Below are 24,844 nucleotides of genomic sequence, written 5' to 3' on the forward strand. Positions count from 1 at the left end.
GTCAGGTTCGGGACTCGGCCGGGCCGCCTTTATAGACTCGGTGGTAGCGGCCGCCGAGGCTGGTCAGCACCTCATAACCAATGGTGCCGAAATGGTGAGCGAGTTCGTCCACGGTGATGCCTTCGCCAATCAGCGTCGCCAGATGACCACGCCGGACTCCGGCGTGGGCTGGCAGATCGGTGATGTCGACCGCCAGCAGGTCCATGGAAATCCGGCCCGCCACCGGACATCGCGTTCCAGCGACAACGACCTCGGCTCCGCGCGTGCCGTCATTGCTGCCGCCGGCGCGGAAATAGCCGTCGGCGTATCCCGCCGAGACGACGGCAAGCCGGGTCGGCCGCCGCGCGGTCCAGGTTGCGCCGTAGCCGACGCTTTCGCCTTTGTCGATCGAGCGGGTCTGGATGATCCGGGCCTTCAAGTCGATCACCGGCTGCATCGGATTGCCCGCTTCCGGCGTGGGGTTGACGCCATAGAGCGCGGCGCCCGGACGCACCAGGTCGAACTGATACTGGGCCCCGAGAAAAATGCCGGACGAGTTCGCCAATGAGGCCGGAACCCCGGAAAACTGCCTGGCGATCTCACGAAACGCCGCGACCTGACTGGCATTGAGCGGATGGTGGAGGCTTTCCGCACACGCCAGGTGACTCATCACCAGCGTGACACCATGATCGCCGGCATTGATTCTTGGAAGGATGCCTTGCGCCTCATCCAGGGTGAGACCCAGGCGGTTCATTCCGGTGTCGATGTGAATGGCCGCGCCACCCGCCCAGCCGGTGCGCCGGCAAAACACGTCCCATTCCGCAAGTTCATTGAGATCGCCGATTACCGGCCGGCAATTGATTGTCGCGAAGGCGTCACCGCAATTCTGGAAGAAGCCATCCAGCACATAGATGTCGGCGGTGGAAGCGGCGGCGCGAACCACCCGCGCCTCATCGAGCGTGGCGACGAAAAACGTCCTGCATCCGGCAGCGCTCAGCGCGCGCGCCACGGGCCGGGCGCCACAGCCGTAAGCGTCAGCCTTGACCACCCCCGCGCATTCGGCGGGCACGGCGGTTTTCTCCAGCTTGCGCCAGTTGGCGACGATGGCGTCGAGATCGACCGTGAGGGTGCCGGTTGCCGCGGCTGCCGCAGTCGCCGCGCCGGTATCGGCCGGCACGCCTCTTACTTTAGAATCGGGCATGAGATTCATGCCGCATGCTACGCCCGGCCGCACGGCGGTTCAACCGCGCGAGCGGTCGGTCTGGAAGGTCTGTAAGGCTAGATCCGCTCGGGCAGGTGACCTTCATGTGCGAGATCGCTGAAGCGCGTGAACTGCCCCTCGAACTGCAGCTCGACGGTGCCGGTGGGTCCATGTCGCTGCTTGCCGATGATGACCTCCGCCTTGCCGTGCACCAGCGACATATCGAGCTGCCATTTCTCGTGCTCCGGGGTGCCCGCGCGCGGCTCCTTGTTCTGGAGGTAGTATTCCTCGCGGAAGACGAACATCACGACATCGGCGTCCTGCTCGATCGAACCGGATTCGCGAAGGTCTGAAAGTTGCGGGCGCTTGTCGTCACGGCTTTCGACCTGACGCGACAGTTGCGACAGCGCGAGGATCGGAACGTTCAGTTCTTTCGCCAGCGCTTTCAGGCTGGTTGTGATCTCGGTGACTTCCTGCACGCGGTTGTCGCTGCGCTTGCCGCTGCCCAGCAGAAGCTGGATGTAGTCGACGATCAGCACGTCGAGCCCCTTCTGGCGCTTCAGGCGACGCGCGCGCGCCGTCAACTGCGAAATCGACAGGCCGCCCGTCTCGTCGACGAAAAGCGGCAGGTGCTCCAGCTCGATGGTGTGATCGCGGATCTTCTCGAAGTCGCTTTCGGTGATGCCGCCGCGCCGGATATTGCTGGAAGCGATGCTGGTCTGCTCGGCGAGAATACGCGTCGCCAGTTGCTCTGCCGACATTTCGCAGGAGAAGAATCCCACGATTCCGCCATTGACGGTCTTCATCGTGCCGTCGGGCTGAAGCTCCGCCTGATAGGCTTTGGCGATATTGTAGGCGATGTTGGTGGCGAGCGCCGTCTTGCCCATGCCCGGCCGTCCCGCCACGATGATCAGATCGGACGGCTGCAACCCTCCCATTCGCGAGTCGAGGTCACGCAGCCCCGTCGCGATGCCGGACAGTTTCCCGTCGCGGCGATAGGCGTTGGCCGCCATGTCGAGCGCGGTCTTCATCGCCTGGGAAAATTTCTGGAAGCCGCCTTCATAGCCGCCGGATTCGGCGAGTTCGTAGAGCCGGCGCTCGGCATCCTCAATCTGCGCCTTCGGCGCGAAATCAACCGGCGCGTCATAGGCGACGTTGACCATGTCCTCGCCGATGTGAATCAGGTCCCGGCGCAGCGCCTGCTCATAGATCGTGCGTCCGTAATGCAGGGCGTTGATGATCGTGGTGGCTTCCGCCGCCAGACGGGCGAGGTACTGGCTTGCGGTCATTCCGCCGATGTCGGTGTCAGCGGGAATGAAGGTCTTGACCGTCACGGGCGTTGCGATCTTGCCGCTGCGGATCAGGCTACCCGCGGTCTCGAAGATGGTCCGATGCACCGGGTAGAAGAAGTGCTTCGGGTCGAGGAAATCGGACACCCTGTAGAATGCGTCGTTGTTGACGAGAATCGCGCCGAGAAGGTCGCGCTCCGCTTCGAGATTATGCGGCGGGGTGCGATAGGCTGGCGTCGCATCAGGCGCAAGCTTCAGGATGTTCGAATCAGCCATGGCTTTCGGATTCTGACCTTTATTCTTTGCGGGATGGGCCCCGCTATATTTGCGGGATACGAGCCCCGCTATTTGTGGGATACGGGCCCCGCATAAAGCGCCGCTCCGGTGGACGGCGGAAGCAAGGTCATGCCCCTTATGCCCGATTCCCACATGACCTTAAATGAAACTCGAGTCGCTAACGCAACGAACTTGACTGCCGGCTGAACCTTCTCTGCGACTCATCGTCGAGCCGCGATGCACGAAGCATAAGCTGCTGTTGATCATGCATCATTCTCACGCGATTTGAAGCCGTGGCCGGTGCTTTTGCTCCAGACCGCGCAGCTTTGCCTCCCCGCGCTGGATGTAGTCGCGCGTTATCGGCACGATGCCTTGCCGTTTCGTGATCTGAATCTGGAAATTCATCAGATTCTGTTTCCGAAACGACATTTCCGATGCCGCCAGATAGAATTCCCACATCCGCGCGAACCGCTCGTCATATAGCCGCACCGCTTCCTCGCGTCGCGCCATGAAGCGCTCGCGCCATGCCTTCAGCGTCTCTGCATAGTGCAGACGCAGGACTTCGATGTCGCAGACCAGCAGCCCGGCGCTCTCGATGGCCGGCAGGACTTCCGACAGCGCGGGAATGTAGCCGCCGGGGAAGATATATTTCGCGATCCAGGGATTGGTGATGCCCGGACCTTCCGAACGGCCGATCGAATGCAGCAGCATGACGCCATCGGGTTCGAGCAGCCCGGCGCAACGCTTGAAAAAAGTATCGTAGTGGTCGACGCCGACGTGCTCGAACATTCCGACAGATACGATGCGATCGAACGGTCCGGGGATGTCGCGATAATCCTGAAGCAGAAACTTCGCCGACCGCGTCAGTTTTTTCTCCACCGCGCGGGCGTTGGACACCTGAAACTGTTCGGTTGACAGCGTAATGCCGGTGACGTTGGCGCCGGTCATTTCCGCAAGATACAGGCCGAGGCCGCCCCAGCCTGAACCGATATCAAGAACGCTGTGACCGCGTTCGAGCAGCAGCTTGGCGACGATATGCCGTTTCTTTCCAAGCTGGGCGTCGTCCAGCGTCATGTCGGGGGTTTCAAAATACGCGCAACTGTATTGCTTGTCCGCATCCAGGAACAGCGAATAGAGCCTGCCGTCGAGGTCATAATGGCGCGCGACATTATTTCTTGACCGCCCGCGTGGGTTGAACTGCTGGATATTGCGGACGAGATAGCGGAGCCACCACTGCAACTTCCCCCAGCGGGGCATGACGTCGGGCTGGTCAAGGATTACCGTCAGGAGATCAGCGATCGATCCCCGTTCAATCAGCAACGTGCCGTCGGTATAAGCCTCGCCGAAGGACATTTCAGGATCGAGCAGAAGCTGGCGCGCGACTTCGCTCGTCGTCAGCCGCACGCGAACGGGTTCGCCGGTGCCGTCGCCGCAGGTAAAGGTCAGGCCGCTCGCGGTTACGAATGTGATCGAGCCGCGCCGGACAAACTGGTTCAGAAAAAACCGTAATACACGGTCCATCGAAACCACCATCAACACGAGGACGCGCGCTAGAGCATGATCCCGAAAAGTGGAAACCGGTCGGATAGGATCATGCTCAAACAAAAAGTTAAGCGACGAGTCTGGTTCAACGCTGTTGAATCGGATTCAACGCAGTTGAAGCAGACTCTGGCCGCCGTAACTCCGGGAATGGTGTCCAAGTTCCATGAGAATGTAGTGTCGTATGGTCCGGTTCACCAGTGCTCGGACCGCAACGCCGATATCCGAAATGAAGACGCGGTGTCCTTTGCGTCCATCTCGGCGCTTCCATTCGCGGCGTAATGAGCTAAAACGTGGCCGCTGCGATGGAAGCGCAGTTTCCGCACCCGGAGGATGAGAATGTCGAGCCGAGCGCTCAGCTTAGCGACGGTGATGCTCGTGACCGTCGTTTTTGCGGCAGGTGATGCGGGAGCGAAGAATCTCGATGCGGGAAAATCGGCTCCTCAGATGTTCTCAGGGAACTGCGCAGCCTGCCACAAAGGGGCCAGGGGACTACTCAGGACCGTGCCGCCCGGATCGCTGCCAGGTTTTTTGCGTCAGCATTACACCACCGGTCCCGACATGGCCGGGATGTTGAGCGCTTATTTGATCTCCAACGGCGCGACCGATCAGCGGCGGCGCGTCGAGCCGCCGAAGTCACATCCGGGTGATCTGAGAACCGAACCGAGACAGATGGAACGGCAAGGCCGGAAACCGCTTCCGCAGCCGGCACAGCCTCCTGAGTCTGCCGCGCAGCAGAATGAGGCTCAGGTGGGCAAGGACCGGCGGACGCCCGCAAACAAGAGAAAGCCCGGCAAGCAGAGCCCGGAAGAGGCGGCGAAAGCCGGTGCCGCGGGGCAGGGCGCGTCTCCTTCCGATGCTGCTGTGAAGCCCGAGACGGCGAAGACCGAACCGTCCGGCGCGACGCCGCCTAAGGAAAACGAAGCCGTCAGCGAAGAAGCGGTTCAGGAGAAAACCTCCAGGGGAGCGGCTTCAAAACCGGAGCCCGCCGGGGAAGATGCGGCCGAAGACAAGACCGCGAAGGACGAAGCGCCAAAGAAGGAATCCGCCAAGGACGAGGCCGGTGGGAAGCAGCCTGCTTCGGAGCAGGCCGCGAATCCGAAGGCGGTCGGTTCGGACGAGCCGAAACCTGATTCCGTTCCATCCTCTCATGACAAGGCTGGCGCCGGCAAAGACGGAACAGCCGGCAAACTTGACGTCGACAAATCTGAAGCCGGACAATCCAGTGCGGCGGGAAGCGGCAAGCCCGACGGCGCCCCGGCCGATGCCGCGACTTCCGGTGAGCCGAAAGCTGTGCCGTTGCGGGCCGATCCCGTTCCAGCGGTGACGCCCGCGCCGAAACCTGATCCTGCTCCCTCCGCGAATGACAAGCCCGACCTTGGCAAAGACGGAGCCGATGGCAAGCCTGCCGCTGATAAATCAGAAGCCGGAAAGTCCAGTGCGGCGGAGAGCGGCAAACCCGACAGCATCCCGGCCGATGCTCCAACCTCCGGCGAACCGAAAGCGGTGCCGCTGCGTGCCGATCCCGTTCCAGCGGTCACGCCCTCACCAAAGGTCGGCGAAGGCAATGCCTCGCCGTCTGCGGAGCCCGCCGCTTCGTCGTCCGCGCCGCCACCGGCTCCCGACCGGTAGCGCTTTCGAAGCGCTATAGAGCCCTTTCGCTTCTGATGTAATCAGAAGCGAAAGGGCTCTATGATTTTGATTTGACGCGTTTTCTTCACGCGAACCGGTGTCCACTTCGCTTGAAAACGCTCTGCTTGATCGCTGCAACTTCGAATCCGAGCGGACAGGCCGCGAGATCGCGGTCACATCATCGATATCAGGCCGCCGCCATGGCGCTCCAGCCGTCCGGCCAGTTCCAGTTCAAGCAGGACCGTGCGCACGACGGCAGGCGGGGCATTCGCCATCCGAATCAGATCGTCGAGTCCGACCGGCGCCGGACCCAGCAAGGCGATTATCCGCGCACGGTCGCCTGCGGCGGGCTCTTCGGTCCAGGGCTCACTGGGCTCCGGTTCTTCAGCGGGCAGATCAACCGGCCGTCTTATGATCGGCCGGACAGCATTGATGACGTCGGCTGCTTCGGTGATCAGTGTCGCGCCCTGCTTGATGAGATCGTTGGTGCCGGCGGCGCGCGGATCGAGCGGCGAGCCCGGCACGGCGAAAACCTCGCGGCCCTGCTCGGCGGCCATGCGGGCGGTGATCAGAGAGCCGGACCGATGCGCTGCCTCGACCACGACGACGCCGATCGCGGCGCCGGAGATCAGGCGGTTGCGCCGCGGGAAATCGCGGGCACGCGGAACATGCCCCATCGGCATTTCAGAAATCGCGCCGCCGCCTTCCAATACGGCTGCCAGAAGATCCTCATGTTCCAGTGGATAGATGCGGTCGTGGCCACCGGCAAGCACCGCGACGGTCCCGCGCGCTACGCTCGCGCGATGCGCCGCCTGATCGATGCCGCGCGCCAGCCCCGATATGATGACAAAACCGGCGTCCCCGAGATCATGCGCCAGCGTTTGCGCGAACTTGTGACCGGCGCCGGATGCGTTGCGTGAACCGACGATGGCGATCATGGGACGCTCCATGACGTCGAGGTTGCCGCGCACGCCCAGCAGCGGTGGTGCATCGTCGATCGTTGCAAGGTGCGGGGGGTAGCCGGCCTCTCCCGGCGCCAGCAGGCTGACGCCGATGCGCCGCGAGGCTGCCAGTTCGTTCCGCGCGTCTGCTTCCGTGCAAAGCCGGCTGGGACGGGAAGCGCCGCCACGCCGCGCCAGATCGGGCAGCCGGATAAGCGCCTCGCTGGCGCTGCCGAAATGGTTCACGAGCGAACGAAAGGTCCGCGGCCCGACGTTATCGGACCGGATCAGCCGCAGCCAATCGATCCGCTGCGCTTCGCTCAGCCGCCTGTCTGGATTCCGGATATTCACGCTGTCCTCTTAGCCGGATACCGACGCGGCTTACGCTTTCGCGCCGATCCTGCCTTCACTGCCAGCGATAAGGCGGGTGATATTCTCGCGGTGCTTGAACCAGAGAAGCGTCGTCAGCACTGCGAACAGCAGCGCGAATTGTGGATGCCCGAAGCCCCATAACAATAATGGCGTGGTGAGGCTGGCGAGCAGAGCCGACAGAGATGAGTAGCGCGTCGTGAAGGCGACGAGCAGCCAGATCGCGCAAAAGGCGAGCGCCGCGGGCCAGAAAAGGCCGAGCAGTACGCCGATATATGTCGCAACGCCCTTACCGCCGCGGAACTTGAGCCACACCGGAAACAGATGGCCAAGGAACGCTCCAAGCGTCGCGGCCATCGCCGCGCCCGGTCCGGAGAGGAGCAATGCGATCACGACGGCGGCCGTGCCTTTCAGCATATCGCCCAGAAGCGTCGCCGCCGCGAGCCCCCTGCGCCCGGTGCGAAGAACGTTGGTCGCGCCGATATTGCCCGAACCGATCGAGCGCAAATCCTGTGTGCCCGCGATCCGCGTCAGGATCATACCGAACGGGATGGAGCCAAGCAGGTAGCCGAAGACGAAAGCGATCAGGCCGTTAGGGAACATCGAAAAGGGCTCCGAATGCCAAATGCCGTCGATGTAAACCATGGATCGGCATGGTCACGCCACGGCAGATATTCACACCGTCGCGGGCATCAACATTCGGCTGCAAAGATTTATGCGGACGATAAACTTTCAAAAATTGCATCCCATGACCACGCCTTCTTCCGACGGCATCGGAGGGGAAGGCCCTATGGTTTTGATTTTTCGGATAGTTATTCGAGCGGATAGAACCTTCCTTCGATCGAAACACCTGTCATGTCAGGCGTGCTCGAAAACCGTGCGTCCGCCGACGATCGTCCGAACAACCCGGCCCGAGAACCGGGATTCGTCGAATGGCGTATTCTTGCATTGCGATTTGAGATTGGCGGGATCGAGAATCCATGGCACGTCAGGATCGATCACGATCACATCGGCGGGCGCGCCCGGTCGCAGCGATCCGCCGGGCAAACCCAGCAGTTCCGCGGGCCGCGTCGACATCGCCCGGATCAGCGTTATGAAATCCAGTTCCGCGTTGTGCACGAGCCGCAGCGCGGCCGTCAGCATGGTCTCCAGCCCAATCGCACCGGCCGCGGCTTCCGCGAACGGCAGACGCTTGGTTTCCACGTCCTGCGGGTTATGGTCGGACATCACCACATCGATCAGGCCCGACGCCAGCGCCGCGACCAGCGCGCGGCGGTCGTCCTCGCCGCGCAACGGCGGCGACAATTTCAGAAACGTGCGGTACGGCCCGATATCGTTTTCATTCAGCGTCAGATGATTGATCGATGCGGATGCGGTGACGGGAAGCCCGGCATCGCGCGCTCGCATCAGGATATCGAGCGATTCCGCGCAGGTCAGGGACGCCGCGTGGTAGCGGCCGCCGGTCAGCCCGACGAGCCGCATGTCGCGCTCCAGCATCACCGCCTCCGCGGCCGCAGGAACGCCCGTCAATCCGAGACGGGAGGACAGTTCGCCCTCGTTCATGACGCCGTCGCCGACGAGATGAGCATCCTCGGTGTGATGGACGATCAGCGCGTCGAAGTCGCGGGCATAGGCGAGGGCGCGGCGCATCACCTGCGCGTTCATCACGCTGCGGGCGCCATCGGTGAAGGCGACCGCGCCGGCCTGCTTCAGGAGGCCGATCTCGGTCATCTCCTTGCCGGCAAGACCCTTGGTCAGCGCCGCCATCGGATGAATGTTGACGATCGCGGTATCCCGCGCGCGGCGCAGCACGAAATCGACGGTGGCGGAATTGTCGATCACCGGCGAGGTGTCAGGCTGGCAGACAATGGTGGTGATCCCGCCGGCGGCGGCGGCGCGGCTTGCCGATGCGAAGGTTTCGCGATGGCCCGCGCCCGGCTCGCCGACGAAGGCGCGGATGTCGATCAAGCCCGGCGCGACAATCATGCCGGCGCAGTTGATGATGTCGGCGCCTTCGGGCGCGCCCGCCGCGCCGATGCCGTGCCGCGCATCGCGAATAATTCCATCGGCGATGAGTACGTCCCCGGGGCCGTCGAGATCGCGCGCGGGATCGACGATGCGGGCGTTGGCGAGCAGGATCGGGCGATGGCCGCTCAGCATATGCGGCACCTTCGCGAACTGTTCGCTAACATCGCGCGTGACAATGCTCGCCGTGCAAATCGGTGGGAGGGCTCGCGTTCACGCATTCGGCAGGTTCCTCGCCAGCGCTTCCAGCACCGCCATCCGCACCGCCACGCCCATTTCCACCTGCTCGCGGATCAGCGACTGCGTGCCGTCCGCGACGATCGAGTCAATCTCGACGCCGCGATTCATTGGTCCCGGATGCATGACCAGCGCGTCGGGCTTGGCGTAGGCGAGCTTCTTCTGGTCGAGGCCGAAATAGTGGAAATACTCGGAGCTCGACGGCACGAACGAGCCGCTCATCCGCTCGCGCTGCAGCCGCAGCATCATCACGATGTCCGCGCCGTCCAGTCCCTCGCGCATATCGCGGGCGACCTCGACGCCCATGCGCTCGATGCCCGGCGGCAACAGCGTGGAGGGCGCGACGACGCGGACGCGCGCGCCCATGGCGTTGAGCAGGATGATGTTGGAGCGCGCGACGCGCGAGTGGAGAACGTCGCCGCAGATCGCGACCAGAAGTCCGTCGAGCCGTCCCTTGTTGCGGCGGATGGTCAGGGCGTCCAACAGCGCCTGGGTCGGATGTTCGTGGGAGCCGTCGCCGGCGTTGATGACGGAGCCGTCGACCTTGCGCGCCAGAAGCTCCACCGCGCCGGAGGCGGAATGGCGCATCACCAGGATGTCCGGATGCATGGCGTTGAGCGTCATCGCGGTATCGACCAGCGTCTCGCCCTTGCGGGTCGATAGTGACGACACCGACATATTCATCACATCGGCGCCGAGCCGCTTGCCGGCGATCTCGAATGATGACTGGGTGCGGGTCGAAGCCTCGAAGAACAGGTTGACCTGGGTGAGACCCCGCAGGGAGGCGCGTTTCTTGTCCACCTGGCGGTTCAGTTCGACATATTCTTCGGAAAGATCGAGAAGGCCGGTAATATCGGCGACGGAAAGGCCCTCGATGCCCAGCAGATGCCGGTGGCCGAGGACAAAGCTAGATTTGGCTGTCGATGTCATTAAAGCCAGAGCTATAGGCACACTCGTCCGTGGGGGCAAGGCCGAACAGCGCGCAGGCAAGTTTTCCCCCGCCGAAGGGAGGTCACGGTAAACGATGGCAAGATCGCTGGCGTGATCTGGCCGCTGTTCGGGCATAAAGTCACATGGATATCATCGCCGGCGGAGGCGGTTCATGACGCAGCCCTTCAGGACGCACGAGGTCTTCAACCAGTCGCCGCCGTTCGAGGATGTCGATCTGTTCACGCTCGACCGTCCGCTGGCGGAGGCAGTGGCGGCGAACGGCGGAGCCGCGGCCCGCGACGAAATGAAGGCGTTTGGAAAGCACTGGGGTTCGGCGGCGATGGCCGCGCGCGGACGTCTCGCCAACGAGAACCCGCCGAAGCCGCGAATCTTCGATGCGCGCGGCAACCGGCGCGACGAGGTCGAATTCCATCCCTCCTATCATGAACTGATGGCGCACAGCACTCATGCCGGCCTCCACAATTCCACCTGGACCGCCGACGGCGGGCCCGCGGCCGGCGCGGCGGAAGTGGTGCGCGCTGCAAAATTCTACATGGCCGCGCAGGTCGAGACCGGACATCTCTGCCCGATCACCATGACCCGCGCGTCAGTGGCGACGCTTGCGGTGCAGCCCAACCTGCTGGCGGAGACGATGCCGGTGATCGCGACCCGCAGCTACGATCCGTCGTTCGCGCCATGGCGGACCAAGCGCGGCATGACGCTCGGCATGGGCATGACCGAGAAGCAGGGCGGCACCGACGTGCGCGCCAACCAGACCCGCGCCGTGCGTGATGGCGACGCCTATCATATCACCGGCCACAAATGGTTCATGTCCGCGCCGATGTGCGACGCGTTTCTGGTGCTGGCGCAGGCCGAGGGCGGACTGACATGCTTCTTCACGCCGCGCTTCCGCCCGGACGGATCGGTCAACACGATTCATCTCCAGCGGCTGAAGGACAAGCTCGGCAACCGCTCCAACGCTTCCTCCGAAGTGGAATTCGTCGAAGCTTTTGCCCGGCGCGTCGGTGAAGAAGGCAAGGGCGTCCGCGCCATCCTGCAGATGGTGCAATTGACGCGGCAGGATTGCGCCATCGCCTCGGCCGGCCTGATGCGCTCGGGGCTGGCGCATGCGCTGCATCACGCGCGTCATCGCAGCGTGTTTCAGAAGCGTCTGGCCGATCAGCCGTTGATGCAGGCGGTTCTTGCCGATATGGCGTTGCGGGTGGAGGCGTCGGTGGCGCTGGTGATGCGTCTGTGCCGCGCCTTCGATGAAGCACCGTCCGACCCGAAGGCGGCGGCGTGGATGAGGCTTTTGACGCCCGCCGTGAAGTATTGGATCTGCAAGAGCGCGCCGGGCCTTCTGTACGAGGCGATGGAGTGCCTCGGGGGAAACGGTTATGTCGAGGAGGGCATTCTGGCCCGGCACTATCGCGAGGCGCCGGTGAACGCGATCTGGGAAGGCTCCGGGAATGTGATGTGCCTCGACGTGCTGCGGGTGTTGGCCCGCGACGGGGAGGCCGCCGTCGCCGTGCTTGACGATCTCGCGGCGGATACCAGCGATCTGCCGGGTGCGGCGGAAGCGGTGGCTTTTCTCGCCGGGACCTTCCGTCGGCCTGACGGCGAGCGCGCCGCGCGCCAGGCGGTGGAAACGCTGGCGCAACTGGCCGCAGCCGCGGCGCTCAACCGGACCGCGCCGGATCAGGCGGCGCTGTTCGCGGCGACGCGGCTCGGCCACCCCCACGGGAGCATGTTCGGAACGGCCGAACTGTCTGCCGCCCAGAGCCGCGATCTGCTTGAGCGAGCACTGCCGTGAGCGCGGACTACGATTCCAATAAGGAGTATGGGGCATCATGGCCGGGCTTCGTCCCGGCCATCCACGCCTTTCTGTTGCGAGGCTGCATGATGTGGATACCCGGCACAAGGCTGGCCATGACGAAAGGGAAGAATGTCGATGACTTCCGCTGAAGCGCCCGTGTCTTCTGCTGTGGCGCCGCCGCCACTGCCTCCGCAACCGCGCCTCCCGCGAGCCTGGAAATTCCTCGGCACCAGCCTGTGGGGGCTCGTGGTGTTCGCCGCGATGTTCGCGGGGCAGCTATCCGTGCTTGCTTATTTCGTGATCACTGATGACGCGCCGTTCAGTTTGGACGAGGTCGCGGAACAGGCTGAAAGCGGCCTGACGGTCGCGCTGTCGGTGGTCACGGGACTGCCGGCGGTCTTGCTCGCGCTGTGGATCGCGATCCGGCTCTCGGGGGTGCCGTTCGCCGATTATCTCGCGCTGCGCCGGGCTTCCTGGCGTCACCTGCTGCTCGGCATTGTCGCCATGGTCGTGCTCGTCACCGGATGGGAGGGGATATCCAAGGCGGTGGGACACGAAAGTTCGCCTGCCTTCATGGTCGATGTGGCAAAGTCGGCCCGCGCCGATGGCGCGCTGTGGCTTCTGGTGGTTTCGTTCTGCGTCGTGGCGCCGGTCAGCGAGGAACTCCTGGCGCGCGGATTCCTGTATCGCGGCTGGTCGGAGTCCTTCCTGCGTCCCATCGGGGCGATCGTGCTGTCATCGCTGGTGTGGACCGCGATGCATCTCCAATACGACTGGTTCTTCTTCGGACAGATCTTCTCGATCGGATTGCTGTTCGGTTATCTCCGGTATCTCAGTAGTTCGATCTGGCCGACCGTGATCCTGCACGGATTCAACAACCTCGCGGCGACGCTGCAAACGTTATGGCTCGCCGGTTCGCCGTGATCATCCCGGCCCGGACGTTCGCCGCTGCGTCGCTAGCCGGTCCAGCGCGCCCTGCAGAATAAAGATCGCGGCGTGTTCGTCGATGACTTTGGCGCGCCTTGCGCGACTCATGTCCAGTCCGATCAATTCGCGTTCGACGGCCGCCGTCGAAAGCCGCTCGTCCCACAGCCCAATGGCGAAATCGGTGAGCCTGGCCAGATTGCGCGCGAAGGCACGGGTCGATTGCGCGCGCGGTCCTTCGCTGCCGTCCATGTTGATCGGCAATCCAAGGATGAAACCTGCCGCGCGGCGTTCGCCTGCAATGGCGAGAAGCCGCGCGGCATCCAACGTGAACGTCTTGCGACGGATGGTTTCGACGCCGGCGGCGAGGCGGCGATCGGGATCGGACACCGCGACGCCGATGGTCTTGGTGCCGAGGTCCAATCCGACGAGCGCTCCGCGCGCGGGCCAATGCGCGGCGGCTTCGACCAGCGGGAGGACGGATGCAGGCATGGCTCCCCATATCATGCGCGGGACAGGCCGGGCAAAGGGGCCGCGGGTCTGCTCGGGCGACCCCTCGCCACTACGAATGGTTGCGGTGCGAAAGCCGGGTCTGCTATAGGCGTGACAACGCCTGTCAGACGACAGTGCCTTACGATCGAGCCTGCGGGGGCTTACAATATGTCCGTTGATGCCGCTACCGTCCGCCGCATCGCGCATCTGGCGCGCATAGCGGTCGATGACGCCGAGGTGCCCCATCTGCAAGACGAATTGAACGCGATTCTGGCCTTCGTCGAGCAGTTGCAGGAAGTGAACGTCGATGGTGTCGAGCCGATGACGTCCGTGACGCCGATGGCGATGAAAATGCGGTCCGACGTGGTGAATGACGGTGAAATCGCGGACAGGATCGTCGCCAACGCGCCGGTGACGCACGACCACTTCTTTCTGGTGCCGAAGGTTGTCGAATAACAGGTTTTGATTTGATGTGTCTGCTCTGCGGCGATGAAAAGGCTTATCGGGCCTATATGGATTACCTCGACGCCATGGAGCGCCAGGGCCGGACCGCCGATCCCGACGAGGCGGCGAACGCCGTTCTCGACAGGCTCCATGCGGTCGATACGGCGCCTGCCGATGATCCCCGGAACGACAGGACGCTGTCGCCTTTTTTTTGCAGCGCGGTTGATAGATGACGGACCTGACCTCGCTCACGCTGGCCGAGGCGCGTGACGGTCTCGCGCGCAAATCTTTCACCTCGCTGGAATTGACCGACGCGCATCTCGCGGCGATGGAGCGGGCGCGCGTCCTGAACGCCTATGTGCTGGAGACGCCGGAGCAGGCGAGGGCGATGGCGCGCCAGGCGGACGAGCGGATTGCCAAAGGCGAGGGCGGCCCGCTCAACGGTCTTCCGCTCGGCGTGAAGGACCTGTTTGCGACGGAAGGCACGCGGACCACGGCGTGTTCGCGCATTCTCGGTGATTTCAGGCCGCCCTATGAATCCACGGTAACGTCGCAACTCTTCACGCGCGACGGCGCTGTGATGCTCGGCAAGCTCAACAATGATGAGTTCGCGATGGGATCGTCGAACGAGACCTCGTGCTACGGTCCGGTCGTCAATCCATGGCGGCGGCAGGGCTCCGATGTAAAACTGGTGCCCGGCGGTTCATCCGGCGGCTCGGCCTCGGCGGTGGCGGCCGGACTCTGTCTCGGTGCAACCGCGACCGATACGGGCGGCTCGATCCGCCAGCCCGCGGCCTTCACCGGCACGGTCGGCCTCAAGCCCACTTACGGACGTTGCTCCCGCTGGGGCACGGTCGCGTTTGCGTCTTCGCTCGATCAGGCCGGGCCGATCGCACGCACGGTGCGCGACGCCGCGATTTTGCTGCGCTCGATGGCCGGCCACGACCCGAAGGATACGACGTCGGTCGATCGTGACGTGCCCGACTATGAGGTTGCGGTCGGCAGATCCGTCAAGGGAATGAAGATCGGCCTTCCCAGGGAGTACCGGCTGGACGGGATGCCCGCCGAGATCGAGAAGCTGTGGTCGCAGGGCGCCGATTGGCTGAAAGCGGCGGGCGCCGAACTGGTGGAGGTGTCGCTACCCCACACGAAATACGCGTTGCCTGCTTACTACATCGTCGCGCCGGCCGAGGCGTCGTCCAACCTCGCGCGCTACGATGGCGTCCGTTACGGCGCCCGCGCCGATGGACGCAATATCGTCGAGATGTACGAGAACACCCGGGCGAAAGGATTTGGCGCGGAAGTTCGCCGTCGCATCATGATCGGAACCTATGTTTTGTCCGCGGGTTACTACGATGCGTATTACCTGCGTGCACAGAAGGTTCGCACCTTGATCAAGAAGGACTTCGAGGATTGCTATGCGGCGGGGGTCGACGCGATCCTCACTCCGGCAACACCGTCCGCCGCCTTCGGCATCGGCGAGAAGACTGCTTCCGATCCGATCGAGATGTATCTCAACGACATCTTTACGGTGACGGCGAACATGGCCGGCCTGCCGGGCATTGCCGTGCCCGCGGGCAGGGACGCCCAGGGGCTTCCGCTCGGGCTGCAACTGATCGGCCGCCCGTTCGACGAGGAGGCGGTTATCTCGCTCGGGGAGGTGATCGAACAGGCCGCCGGACGCTTTACGCCGGAGGTATGGTGGTGACGCCGGATGCTTTCAAAGCCAGCTTGGCAAATGCCGAGCCGCCGCAGGGCGTTTCGGTGCCGCTTGTGGCCTTGTGGTGGGCCGCCAAGGGCGACTGGAACAAGGCGCATGTCATCGTGCAGCCGGTGGTGGGGCCGGAGGCCGCGTGGGTCCACGCCTACCTGCACAGGCTTGATGGCCGCGAGATCGGCAACGCCGCTTACTGGTACCGCCGCGCGGACAAGCCATTTGGAAAGGGCTCGTCCGAGGACGAGTGGAATCAGATCGTCGCGGAATTGCTGGGTGGCGGCAACGGCTAGCCGGTATCGGAAGGGGCAGGCCGCCTGCCGGTTTGCCGCCGTTCAGGTGCGGCGCTGGCATTGACCACGACCGGCATTGACCACGACCGTAGATAGATCGTCGGGATGATTGCCATTCGCTGCGTCACGAACCATAGTCGGCGCGCGATTGGCGGGGCCCCTGCACGACCATGCGTTCAGCATTTGCTGTTATCGGACTATGCGCGCTGCTGCTCGGTTGCGCGTCGATCCAGAACGCGCCCGTCAACCAGCCGGGCAGCAGCGCCGACCTCGTAGGCCAGCTACGCGAAAACTTCGAAGAATGGGCCGCCACTGACGACAGTCTGGTGGTGCTATCGTTCTCAGGCGGCGGTACGCGGGCGGCGGCCTTTTCCTTCGGCGTGCTGGAAGAACTGGCGCAGACGCCGGTGCGCGGCGGCGCATCCATGATCGACCGTATCGATTTCATTTCCGGGGTGTCCGGAGGGTCGGTGACCGCTGCCTATTTCGGGTTGCGCAAGCGCGAGGCCATGGCCGACTTCCGTGAAAAGTTTCTTCTGCGCAATGCCGAGGAGGGACTTCAAACCGACCTCAACCTCGCCACGCTTGGCAGGGCGTTCGCCGGCGGCATCAACGACTCCAGCGGGCTGCCGCGCTGGCTCGACGCCAACCTGTTTCATGGCGCGACCTTCGCCGATCTGCGAAGGACGGTGCGCCCGCGGGTATGGATCAACGCCTCCGACATCTACAATCGCACACCTTTCGTTTTTGGAGCGACCGCGTTCAGTGCGATGTGCAGCGATCTCGCCTCCTATCCGCTGGCGAACGCCGTGGCGGCGTCGGCGGCGGTGCCTGTCGCATTCGCGCCGGTGGTGATTCAGACCTTTCCCGGTCGATGCAAGGATCCGCTACCGGACTGGATCGTGAAGGCGCGGGACAACCGCAATGCGCCGCCGATGCTGAGCGCCTTTGCCAAAGCCATCAGCCGCTATCATGACGGCGAAATTCCCTTCATCAAGCTGCTCGACGGCGGTTTGGTCGACAACTTCGGCCTGTCGGGTTTCACCATCTCGCTACTGTCGGCGCGCACGCCTTATGAACCGCTGTCACCCGAGCAGGCCGTCAAAATCCGGCGCGGACTTGTTGTGGTCGTGGACGCCAAGACCGGCGTTTCAGGCAACTGGATCAATACCATTGAAGGCCCAAGCGGCGTCGATCTGGTCAAGGCGGCGGCGAGTACCGCGATCGATGCCAGCGTCGGCGCGGGTTTCACGGCTTTCGAGCGCACCATGGGTGACTGGCAGGCGGGGCTGATCCGTTGGCGTTGTGGCCTGTCGGCGGCGGAGCGCGCGCGTTACGGGGCACGCCCGGGCTGGAACTGTCGCGATCTTAAATTTTTTGTCGGCCGGGTCGGCTTCGATCAACTCGATCCCGCGCGCGCCGCTCGCCTCGAGACCGTTCCGACCCGATTCCACTTGCCGCCGCAGCAGGTGGACGAGGTGATCGCGGCAGGTCGCGACGCATTGCGGGCAAGCTCCGCCTTTCGCATGTTCGCCGGACGCATGTAAGCGAGCGGAGACCTCGCACATAAAAGATTGGGTTTCCCAATCGTGAGCCCCGGAGTAAAAACCGCGCATGAACGCACCTGTCAAACCGTCCAACCTGATCAAAGGCGCAACCGGCGAGTGGGAGATGGTGATCGGGATCGAAGTCCACGCCCAGGTCACCTCCAACGCAAAACTGTTCTCCGCCGCCTCGACCGCCTTCGGCGGCGATCCCAACAGCCATGTTTCGCTGGTCGATGCGGCGATGCCGGGAATGCTGCCGGTCATCAACGAGGAATGCGTTCGCCAGGCGGTGCGGACCGGCCTGGGGCTGAACGCCAGGATCAATCTGCGCTCGGTGTTCGACCGCAAGAACTATTTCTATCCCGACCTGCCGCAGGGCTATCAGATCAGCCAGTACAAGTCGCCGATCGTCGGCGAGGGCGAGGTCGTGGTCGATCTTGCCGACGGCACAAGCTTCGTGGTCGGGATCGAGCGGCTGCATCTCGAACAGGACGCCGGCAAGTCCCTGCACGATCAGCACGCGGACATGAGCGCGATCGACCTGAACCGTTCCGGCGTGGCGCTGATGGAAATCGTATCCAGGCCCGACATGCGCTCCTCCGAACAGGCCAGGGCCTACGTGACCAAGCTGCGGACGATCCTGCGCTATCTCGGCACCTGCGACGGCGACATGGAGAAAGGCAACCTCCGCGCTGACGTCAACGTCTCGGTGCGTCGGCCGGGCGAACCCTTCGGCACGCGCTGTGAGATCAAGAACGTCAACTCCATCCGATTTATAGGTCAGGCGATCGAGCACGAGGCGCGCCGGCAGATCGGCATTCTCGAAGACGGCGGCAGCATCGATCAGGAAACGCGGTTGTTCGATCCGGATAAGGGCGAGACCCGCGCGATGCGCTCCAAGGAAGAGGCGCACGACTACCGCTATTTCCCGGATCCCGACCTGCTGCCGCTGGAGTTTTCGCAATCCTTCGTCGATGCGCTGAAGGCCGACCTGCCGGAGTTGCCCGATCAGAAGAAGGGACGCTTCATCGCGGATCTTGGCCTGACACCGTATGACTCCACCGTGCTGGTCAGCGAGCATGAGAGCGCCAACTTCTACGAGTCGGTCCTGGCCGGTCTTGCGAACGCGCGACGCGACGGGAAAGTCGCCGCCAACTGGGTGATCAACGAACTGTTCGGACGCCTCAACAAAGAGGGCGTGAGCATCGCGGCGTCGCCGGTGTCGGCGTCCCAGCTCGCTGCGATCATCGACCTGATCGGCGAGGGGACCATCTCCGGCAAGATCGCCAAGGATCTGTTCGAGATCGTCTGGACCGAAGGCGGCGATCCACGGGTGCTGGTCGAGGCTCGCGGGATGAAGCAGGTCACCGACATGGGCGCGATCGAAAAGGTGGTCGACGACATCGTCGCCGCCAACCCGGATAAGGTCGCACAGGTCCGCGCCAAGCCGCAGATGATCGGCTGGTTCGTCGGTCAGGTGATGAAAGCGTCCGGCGGCAAGGTCAATCCGCAGGCGGTGAACGATCTGCTCAAGACCAGGCTTGGTCTGTAGCCTTCGGCTGCCGGTTCAACTCGCGCGGCTGCATTCCTCGCTTTGACGGCATCGACGCGCCGACTGCCTCGTTGTCTGGTGCATGGTTTTCGACGGACGCCGCGCGGGCCGAGGGGACAGCCATCGAGCTGCTTCATCATTGAACTGCGTTTGCTTAAGCGTACGCCGGCCATGCTGATAGCGGTCGGCGGAGTAGGAAAGCTGAATCGGTTTTCGCGAATCGCATTTCAAGATTCGCGAAAACATGCGTCGTAGCGGACGCCGAAGGCGGCTTTCAAAGTTATCGGCGAAAATATTTTTATTGCCAAAAGTCAGGACTCGGAGTCCGCATCTATATCGATTTCAGTGGCGCCGCTGGTCGGTGTGATGCGTGCCGCGCATCCGCCGTCCGTTTGTTGAATTAAGAATATCGTTGCGGCGCAGCCATTATTTGAAATCACGAAAAACGCCTGCTTGGGTTTCCCGTGGCTTGCTGGCATCGTCCATCCACGAGTCTCCGTATAACCTTGGCGCGCGCCACTGTCGTGCCGCCGTGAGATGTCAACACTTCCTTAAGCGGGACGCTGTTTTTTTTTTGATGTTGGTGTATTCGAAAGATGTGCATTTCGATTCCCGAATGCATGCAGCGACGAAGCCATCTCACTCTGGAGGGCAACATGGCCAAGAAGGCGAAGAAGGCGAAAGCCAAGGCGAAGACGACGAAGAAGGTGAAGAAGACGAAGAGCGCGGTGAAGAAGACTGCGAAGAAGACCCGCAAGGTCGCCAAGAAGGTCGCCAAGAAGAAGAAGTAAGCTCGCTTTGGAATCGCCGGCTGCTTGATGCCGGTGACGTCGTCGGGGCCGAGACAGTTTGCTTCCAGGCAGATTTCAGTTCGGGTGACGACGACGAGAGAGGGTGTCGGCGAGACATCAGGTCAAACGGTCGGATCGTTGTTTCGGAGTTCCTCCTCGACAACTGGTCCGAAGGAAGAGCGCGGTGAGTCTCATCGCCGGTCTTCTTCAGCGCGGATACCAAGTCCGCGATCACTGGCGGCTCAGGCTGCGGTGAGAGTTGGTCCTGACGTGTTCACCGACGCCCTCGTCCTGCCGCTGGCTCGGCTATCAAGCTTTCTTCGCTTCTGATCAAATCAGGGGCGCGCTACCGGATTTGATTTGACGCGTCTTCTTCGCGTGAACCGGTATACCCATCCACGGGTCGAGCCCGGGGACGTTCTTCGCGCGAAGACGCTATAGCTCTCGCGTCGTCATTTCCCGTCTTACAATAGAGCGGCTGCTGGAAGCCTTGCGGATCGCGATGATGCTGACGGCATCGTCCCGGATAGCGCCTTTGCTCGCGCGCCTTGGATCCGGGCTGTAACGATGGTTAGCGGTTTGCCAAATCTCACAGTAAACCGAATCGTGTGAAATGACGAAAACCATTGTCATATAAGGGTTTTCTGATCCGAAGTGATAGCTGTCCGCCGATGACGTTCACGTTCGATTCATCGCGATACTTAAACTGCTCTTCAAATTTCACCTTCATGATCCGTGTGTCTGGACGGCACGCCGGCGAACGGCGGTTGGATCCAGCGGGGCGCTGACAGGTGGATGGGCCGCACTCGAAGCAGGGCGGCAAAAAAGGGGAACAGAGGGATGTTTCAGGGGCAGATCGACTTCGAGACGGCGGTGCCGGTGAGCGCTGACGCAATTCAGGATATTCTTTTCGAGCGGGGACTGTACTGGGCGAGCGGTCGTGCTGGTCTGGTCGATCTGGTGGCCGCGCATAAATGGTTCAATCTTGCCGCCCTCAAGGGACACGCTGAAGCGGCCGCGATGCGCCGCGAAGTTGCCGCGCTGATGTCCGAGACCGAGATCGTCATGGCGCAACGCGATGCGCGGGCCTGGATGACGGTGCACTGACGAGCCGCTTTGACTTGCGTCGTACGCGCGGCGGGACCCATTTCATCTGGCAACTGAAGACAGCACCCTCGCGTGAAGAATGTCCCGGATCGGACTTGGGGCCGGATACCGGTTCGCGTGAATACGGAAACATTGTTCCTTTTTCGGCGGTTTGCCAGAGTTTCGCTTCTATAACGTTTTCGAGCGAAGCATGTCCTCGGGCTTGACCCGAGGATGGAATCTGGTTTGCGTGAGGAAAAACGCGTCAAAACATGAAGATAAAGTCATTCACCACTTCTCTGAAGAGGTGAGGGACTTTGAGTTCAGTCAGAGGCGGAAAGGCTCTCATCTTCAGGCTTTTTGTTGGGGGCGGACGCGCGGGCGCGGTTGATCTTCCGTCGATTCCACAAAACAGCGCCAATGGTAGCGGAGATCACCAGAAACGGGATCACATACACATAGACTTTCAGAACGCTCATGATGCGTGGCCTTGTAGCATATCCAGGAACTTTCGCGCCGTTTGAGTACGAGGGCCCTTCGTTGTCAGACTTTGAATGGGCCTGGCCAGCTTGAGGTGATGCGACGCGTCGTCACATACCGTCATGCGACGCTCGTCATCCGCAACTCACCAGCCTGATCGTGCAAAAGCCTGATCTGAACTCGGCGGGGGCAGGCGGGTTCATTTCGGCTAATCGTTGTCGTCCAGTTCTGCGTTCCAGCCGCGCGCCTTGGCGCGTGCGATGGCCTCAGTATAAACGCGATCGTGGCGTTCGGCCAGTTCTGGCGGTAACGCACTGGGAACGTTACCATATTGATCCCAAAGGTGGTTCACTTTGCTCATCAGCGCCTGCATCTGCCCGGCGTCCCAGCCCGCGCAATCCTGCGTTTCAGGGATGAGTCCGAAAACGCGCGCATCGAGCACGGTTCGCCCGAGCGCGGTTATCCCGTGCGTGTCTTGATCGAGTCCGACGTATTTAGCCATGGTAGTTCTCTTGCTTGAAAAACGATTCAATGAGCGTCAGGGTCAAACTATATTAGCTTACTTTGGGGGTTGAATAAGAAATTCAAATTTCTGCTTATTCGATACTTCCTTATATGATGCCCCACGTCAGTCTGCTCCGGCCAGCTGGAGCAGGGGGCCCTCTCGACTGCTTCGACATCGCGCCATCCCGATTCAACAAGGAGTGTTGCCGTGGATCAATGGGTCTCTTGGTGTCTGGTGGTATTGCCGGCGCTCCCGGTACTATCGGCGATAGTGGCCCCGCTGGCAGGATCTGGTCAGCAAGCACGGGCGGCGCGCCTCAGCGTGGCGATGACGGCTGTCACCTGCGTGGTCTCAGTGGTTTTGCTGGTGGCGGTGCTGCGTGCCCCGCAGGGCGATGTGACAGTGGCGCGGCTCGGGCCCGCGGCTCTCATGCTCGACAACCTCGCCGTGGCGATGGCGGTGCTGGTATCTGCCATCAGCCTGGTGGTGCATGTCTACTCCGTGCGCTACATGGCCGACGAGCCTGGCTACGTGCGGTTTTTCGCCATGCTGGACCTGATGACGGCTGTCATCCTGTTGATGGTGACCGCCGCCGATCTGCTCACGCTGCTGGCAGCCTGGTTCCTGATCGGGGTGCTGCTGTTCTTCCTGCTCGGCTTCGATACGACCCGCAAGGCCAGCGGCCGCTATGCCTTGTGGACCTTCCTGACCTATCGCGTGGGCGATCTGCCGATGGTGGGCGCGGCGTTGCTGTTGTGGCATGGCTATGGCACCGCCGAATTGCCGGAACTGTTCGCGCGGATCACCGCCAATCCGGGTATGCAGCTCGGCGGAGTAGCGGTGGTGCCGCTGGTGGCGCTGTTGCTGGCGCTCGCGGCGTTTGCCCGCTCGGCGCAGTTCCTGCTGCATACATGGCTGCCCTATACGATGGACGGTCCAACGCCGGTGTCGGCCCTGATGCATGCGGGCATCGTCAACGCCGGCGGATTTCTGTTCAACCGCTTCGCGCCGGTGTTTGTTCACGCGCCCGACGCGCTGCACCTGGCGTTCGTCGTTGGGCTGGTGACGGCGCTGATCGGCTCGGCGCTGATGCTCACGCAGAATGACGTCAAGAAATCGTTGGGTTATTCCACCATGGGGCAGATGGGCTTCATGATCATGGAATGCGGGCTGGGCGCATTTTCGCTCGCCGTCTATCATCTCATCGCGCATGGACTGTTCAAGGCTACGCTGTTTCTCAACGCGGGCAACGTGATCGGCGACAGCCGCCGCGACGATGGCGTGCCGCCCGATGATATCTACAGCTTCGTGGTCGAGCGCCGTCCCCTGCGCGAAGTCCAGAAAGTGCCATGGCTGTGGGCCGCGCTCGCCACCGTATTGGTGCCGGCGCTGGTGCTGGGTCTGTCACATGGGATGGTGGCGGCGGATTTCTTCCACAAGCAGGGTTCCGTGGTGCTGCTGTTCTTCGGCTGGGTCACCGGTGCGCAACTGTTCTTTTCCATTCATAAAATGCCCAGTGAGAGTCCGTTGCGCACACTGACCATGGTCCTCCTGTCCTTTTTCATCGTGGTGGTGGGCTACACACTGATCGCTCATACGTTCGAGAGCTTCCTCTACCCGGACGAGGAGTTGCGCGACGCCATCTATGCCGCGGCGAGCATCAATGTCCTGGCTTTTGACATTCTCGTGGTGCTCGTCACGGTCGCGCTTGTCGGTTCCTGGCTGGCCACCTTCTATACCCACTCCCTCGAGTTCGAGGGCAAGCCCGGCACGCGGTGGAACGCCATCTACCTCAATCTCTACGCCCTGTTTTCGCGAGAGTTCTACGTGTCCTACATCTACACCCAACTGGCGCGCGGCACGCTGAGCGCGACCAAGCGGGTGAACATCTGGCTGCGTTGGGTCTGACCGCCATGATCGCTTTGCTCCTTGCCTTGATCCTTCTGCCGCTGTTTCCCCTGAGCATGTTGTTCAACGCCGGGCTCCAGGCGCTGCCCGTCTGGCTGCGTGTTCCGGTGCTTCTGGCTTTCCCCGCCGCGGGCGCGTGGCTGCTCAACCAGGCGGCGCCGCCGCCTGAGCAATACATCCTTCCGCTACAACTATTGGCGGCGTTCACCGCGCTGCTCTACGCTTGGCGACTGCTTTCGGTGCAGGAGGTGTTCATCTGGGCGCGGTTGCAGGCCACTTCGGTCTGGCCGCTGGTGTGGCTGGCTTGGCTGCACGGCCTGCACGGGAAGACCCTCCTGTTCGTGGCTCTGGCGATGACGATCCCCGCCGCGGTGCTGATGATTCTCGGTTCCGGCCTGAGCAGCCGCTTCGGGGGGGCCTATCTCGGCCTGCGTGGACGCATCGGCCCGGCTTTTCCGCGCCTGACCCTCGCGTGGGTGGTGACCCTGCTCGCGGCGCTGGCGGCGCCGCCGTTCCCTGGATTCTTCGCCATGCTTGCGGTGTTGCAGCAGATTCCTGTTGGCCTGGCGGCTGTCGTGCTCGCGGTGTGGTTGCTGTGGAGCTGGGCGGCCGCGTTGCTATGGCAGCACGGCCTGTTCGGGCGCGAATGGCCGCGTCCTGCGGGAACGGTCGATCTGTCATACGGCGCTGGCCTGGGGCTGATGCTTACTGCCGTTGCCGCAGTGCTGGCTTCGATCGGAGGATGGTCATGGTGGATGCATTGAACCTCGGCCGGCGTCTGCGGGTGCGCTCGACCGCCTATGTGGCGGGTGAGCCGGTGCCGTTCTTCTGGCCGATGCGGACCTTCATTCACCACAACCCGCTCTACGGCCTC

24 protein-coding genes are annotated in these 24,844 nt (G+C 62.7%); 14 read left to right on the forward strand and 10 right to left on the reverse strand.

Going from position 1 to position 24,844, the window contains the following annotated elements; all coding sequences use genetic code 11:
* Position 1 precedes the first annotated feature (1 nt).
* The 3 genes from alr to NWI01_RS14750 all read right to left on the reverse strand — a co-directional run bounded on the left by alr (position 2) and on the right by NWI01_RS14750 (position 4,266).
* The gene (gene alr / locus NWI01_RS14740) at positions 2-1,189 is read right to left on the reverse strand and encodes an alanine racemase (protein ID WP_141384734.1); all 1,188 of its coding nucleotides are present in this window, start codon (positions 1,187-1,189) and stop codon (positions 2-4) included.
* Positions 1,190-1,257: 68 nt separating this feature from the next.
* The gene (locus NWI01_RS14745) at positions 1,258-2,745 is read right to left on the reverse strand and encodes a replicative DNA helicase (protein ID WP_141384735.1); all 1,488 of its coding nucleotides are present in this window, start codon (positions 2,743-2,745) and stop codon (positions 1,258-1,260) included.
* Between the two features lie 276 nt (positions 2,746-3,021).
* Positions 3,022-4,266 carry an SAM-dependent methyltransferase gene (locus tag NWI01_RS14750; protein ID WP_181410506.1) on the reverse strand — a complete coding sequence of 415 codons (1,245 nt, stop codon included), beginning with the start codon at positions 4,264-4,266 and terminating at the stop codon, positions 3,022-3,024.
* A 357-nt stretch (positions 4,267-4,623) separates the two neighbouring features.
* On the opposite strand from NWI01_RS14750, the gene NWI01_RS14755 reads away from it, so the two are divergent.
* On the forward strand, positions 4,624-5,916 hold the full coding sequence (locus NWI01_RS14755) for a hypothetical protein (protein WP_141384736.1): 1,293 nt from the start codon (positions 4,624-4,626) through the stop codon (positions 5,914-5,916).
* Between the two features lie 173 nt (positions 5,917-6,089).
* On the opposite strand, the gene dprA is transcribed toward NWI01_RS14755, so the two are convergent.
* The 4 genes from dprA to NWI01_RS14780 all read right to left on the reverse strand — a co-directional run bounded on the left by dprA (position 6,090) and on the right by NWI01_RS14780 (position 10,418).
* Entirely contained in the window at positions 6,090-7,208 is a 1,119-nt protein-coding gene (gene dprA, locus NWI01_RS14765) for a DNA-processing protein DprA (RefSeq protein ID WP_141384738.1), read from the reverse strand.
* Between the two features lie 30 nt (positions 7,209-7,238).
* The gene (gene plsY, locus NWI01_RS14770) at positions 7,239-7,829 is read right to left on the reverse strand and encodes a glycerol-3-phosphate 1-O-acyltransferase PlsY (RefSeq protein ID WP_141384739.1); all 591 of its coding nucleotides are present in this window, start codon (positions 7,827-7,829) and stop codon (positions 7,239-7,241) included.
* Between the two features lie 255 nt (positions 7,830-8,084).
* Complete coding sequence (locus tag NWI01_RS14775; protein WP_141384740.1) at positions 8,085-9,386, reverse strand: dihydroorotase; 1,302 nt, start codon at positions 9,384-9,386, stop codon at positions 8,085-8,087.
* A 78-nt stretch (positions 9,387-9,464) separates the two neighbouring features.
* Entirely contained in the window at positions 9,465-10,418 is a 954-nt protein-coding gene (locus tag NWI01_RS14780) for an aspartate carbamoyltransferase catalytic subunit (RefSeq protein ID WP_141384741.1), read from the reverse strand.
* A 172-nt stretch (positions 10,419-10,590) separates the two neighbouring features.
* Here NWI01_RS14780 and NWI01_RS14785 point away from each other — a divergent pair, with 172 nt between their 5' ends.
* Genes NWI01_RS14785 through NWI01_RS14790 form a run of 3 tightly spaced genes read left to right on the forward strand, consistent with a single transcriptional unit; the run spans position 10,591 to position 13,158 of the window.
* Positions 10,591-12,231, forward strand: a complete 1,641-nt coding sequence (locus tag NWI01_RS14785; protein ID WP_141384742.1) for an acyl-CoA dehydrogenase family protein — start codon at positions 10,591-10,593, stop codon at positions 12,229-12,231.
* Positions 12,228-12,383: a hypothetical protein gene (locus NWI01_RS19010; RefSeq protein ID WP_181410507.1), complete on the forward strand. Its 156-nt coding sequence runs from the start codon at positions 12,228-12,230 to the stop codon at positions 12,381-12,383. Before NWI01_RS14785 ends, NWI01_RS19010 begins: the two co-directional genes overlap by 4 nt.
* Positions 12,370-13,158 (forward strand): CPBP family intramembrane glutamic endopeptidase, encoded by a 789-nt coding sequence (locus NWI01_RS14790; RefSeq protein ID WP_141384743.1) that lies wholly within the window; start codon positions 12,370-12,372, stop codon positions 13,156-13,158. Before NWI01_RS19010 ends, NWI01_RS14790 begins: the two co-directional genes overlap by 14 nt.
* Here NWI01_RS14790 and ruvX read toward each other — a convergent pair whose 3' ends face one another.
* On the reverse strand, positions 13,159-13,650 hold the full coding sequence (gene ruvX, locus NWI01_RS14795) for a Holliday junction resolvase RuvX (protein WP_141384744.1): 492 nt from the start codon (positions 13,648-13,650) through the stop codon (positions 13,159-13,161).
* Between the two features lie 168 nt (positions 13,651-13,818).
* Between ruvX and gatC the strand changes: the two genes are divergently transcribed.
* From gatC to NWI01_RS14830, 8 genes are all read left to right on the forward strand, one after another.
* The gene (gene gatC, locus NWI01_RS14800; RefSeq protein WP_141384745.1) at positions 13,819-14,106 is read left to right on the forward strand and encodes an Asp-tRNA(Asn)/Glu-tRNA(Gln) amidotransferase subunit GatC; all 288 of its coding nucleotides are present in this window, start codon (positions 13,819-13,821) and stop codon (positions 14,104-14,106) included.
* 14 nt (positions 14,107-14,120) lie between these two features.
* A complete protein-coding gene (locus tag NWI01_RS14805) occupies positions 14,121-14,327 on the forward strand; it encodes a hypothetical protein (RefSeq protein ID WP_141384746.1) in 207 nt (68 codons plus the stop codon).
* Positions 14,324-15,802, forward strand: a complete 1,479-nt coding sequence (gatA, locus tag NWI01_RS14810; protein ID WP_141384747.1) for an Asp-tRNA(Asn)/Glu-tRNA(Gln) amidotransferase subunit GatA — start codon at positions 14,324-14,326, stop codon at positions 15,800-15,802. The genes NWI01_RS14805 and gatA overlap by 4 nt, the downstream gene beginning before the upstream one ends.
* Positions 15,793-16,101: a hypothetical protein gene (locus tag NWI01_RS14815; RefSeq protein ID WP_141384748.1), complete on the forward strand. Its 309-nt coding sequence runs from the start codon at positions 15,793-15,795 to the stop codon at positions 16,099-16,101. The genes gatA and NWI01_RS14815 overlap by 10 nt, the downstream gene beginning before the upstream one ends.
* A 170-nt stretch (positions 16,102-16,271) precedes the next feature.
* On the forward strand, positions 16,272-17,648 hold the full coding sequence (locus NWI01_RS14820; protein ID WP_141384749.1) for a patatin-like phospholipase family protein: 1,377 nt from the start codon (positions 16,272-16,274) through the stop codon (positions 17,646-17,648).
* Between the two features lie 67 nt (positions 17,649-17,715).
* Complete coding sequence (gene gatB, locus NWI01_RS14825; protein WP_141384750.1) at positions 17,716-19,200, forward strand: Asp-tRNA(Asn)/Glu-tRNA(Gln) amidotransferase subunit GatB; 1,485 nt, start codon at positions 17,716-17,718, stop codon at positions 19,198-19,200.
* A 656-nt stretch (positions 19,201-19,856) separates the two neighbouring features.
* Entirely contained in the window at positions 19,857-19,991 is a 135-nt protein-coding gene (locus tag NWI01_RS20110) for a hypothetical protein (RefSeq protein ID WP_283809250.1), read from the forward strand.
* Between the two features lie 840 nt (positions 19,992-20,831).
* Entirely contained in the window at positions 20,832-21,098 is a 267-nt protein-coding gene (locus tag NWI01_RS14830) for a hypothetical protein (protein ID WP_141384751.1), read from the forward strand.
* Between the two features lie 302 nt (positions 21,099-21,400).
* On the opposite strand, the gene NWI01_RS19020 is transcribed toward NWI01_RS14830, so the two are convergent.
* On the reverse strand, positions 21,401-21,556 hold the full coding sequence (locus tag NWI01_RS19020; protein WP_181410508.1) for a hypothetical protein: 156 nt from the start codon (positions 21,554-21,556) through the stop codon (positions 21,401-21,403).
* Between the two features lie 209 nt (positions 21,557-21,765).
* Entirely contained in the window at positions 21,766-22,059 is a 294-nt protein-coding gene (locus NWI01_RS14835) for a hypothetical protein (RefSeq protein ID WP_141384752.1), read from the reverse strand.
* A gap of 210 nt (positions 22,060-22,269) precedes the next feature.
* Here NWI01_RS14835 and NWI01_RS14840 point away from each other — a divergent pair, with 210 nt between their 5' ends.
* The gene (locus NWI01_RS14840; protein ID WP_141384753.1) at positions 22,270-23,970 is read left to right on the forward strand and encodes a proton-conducting transporter transmembrane domain-containing protein; all 1,701 of its coding nucleotides are present in this window, start codon (positions 22,270-22,272) and stop codon (positions 23,968-23,970) included.
* A complete protein-coding gene (locus NWI01_RS14845) occupies positions 23,961-24,734 on the forward strand; it encodes a hypothetical protein (RefSeq protein WP_244613791.1) in 774 nt (257 codons plus the stop codon). The genes NWI01_RS14840 and NWI01_RS14845 overlap by 10 nt, the downstream gene beginning before the upstream one ends.
* Positions 24,735-24,844: the final 110 nt, after the last annotated feature.

Source organism: Nitrobacter winogradskyi (assembly GCF_006539545.1).
Lineage (GTDB): Bacteria > Pseudomonadota > Alphaproteobacteria > Rhizobiales > Xanthobacteraceae > Nitrobacter > Nitrobacter winogradskyi_A.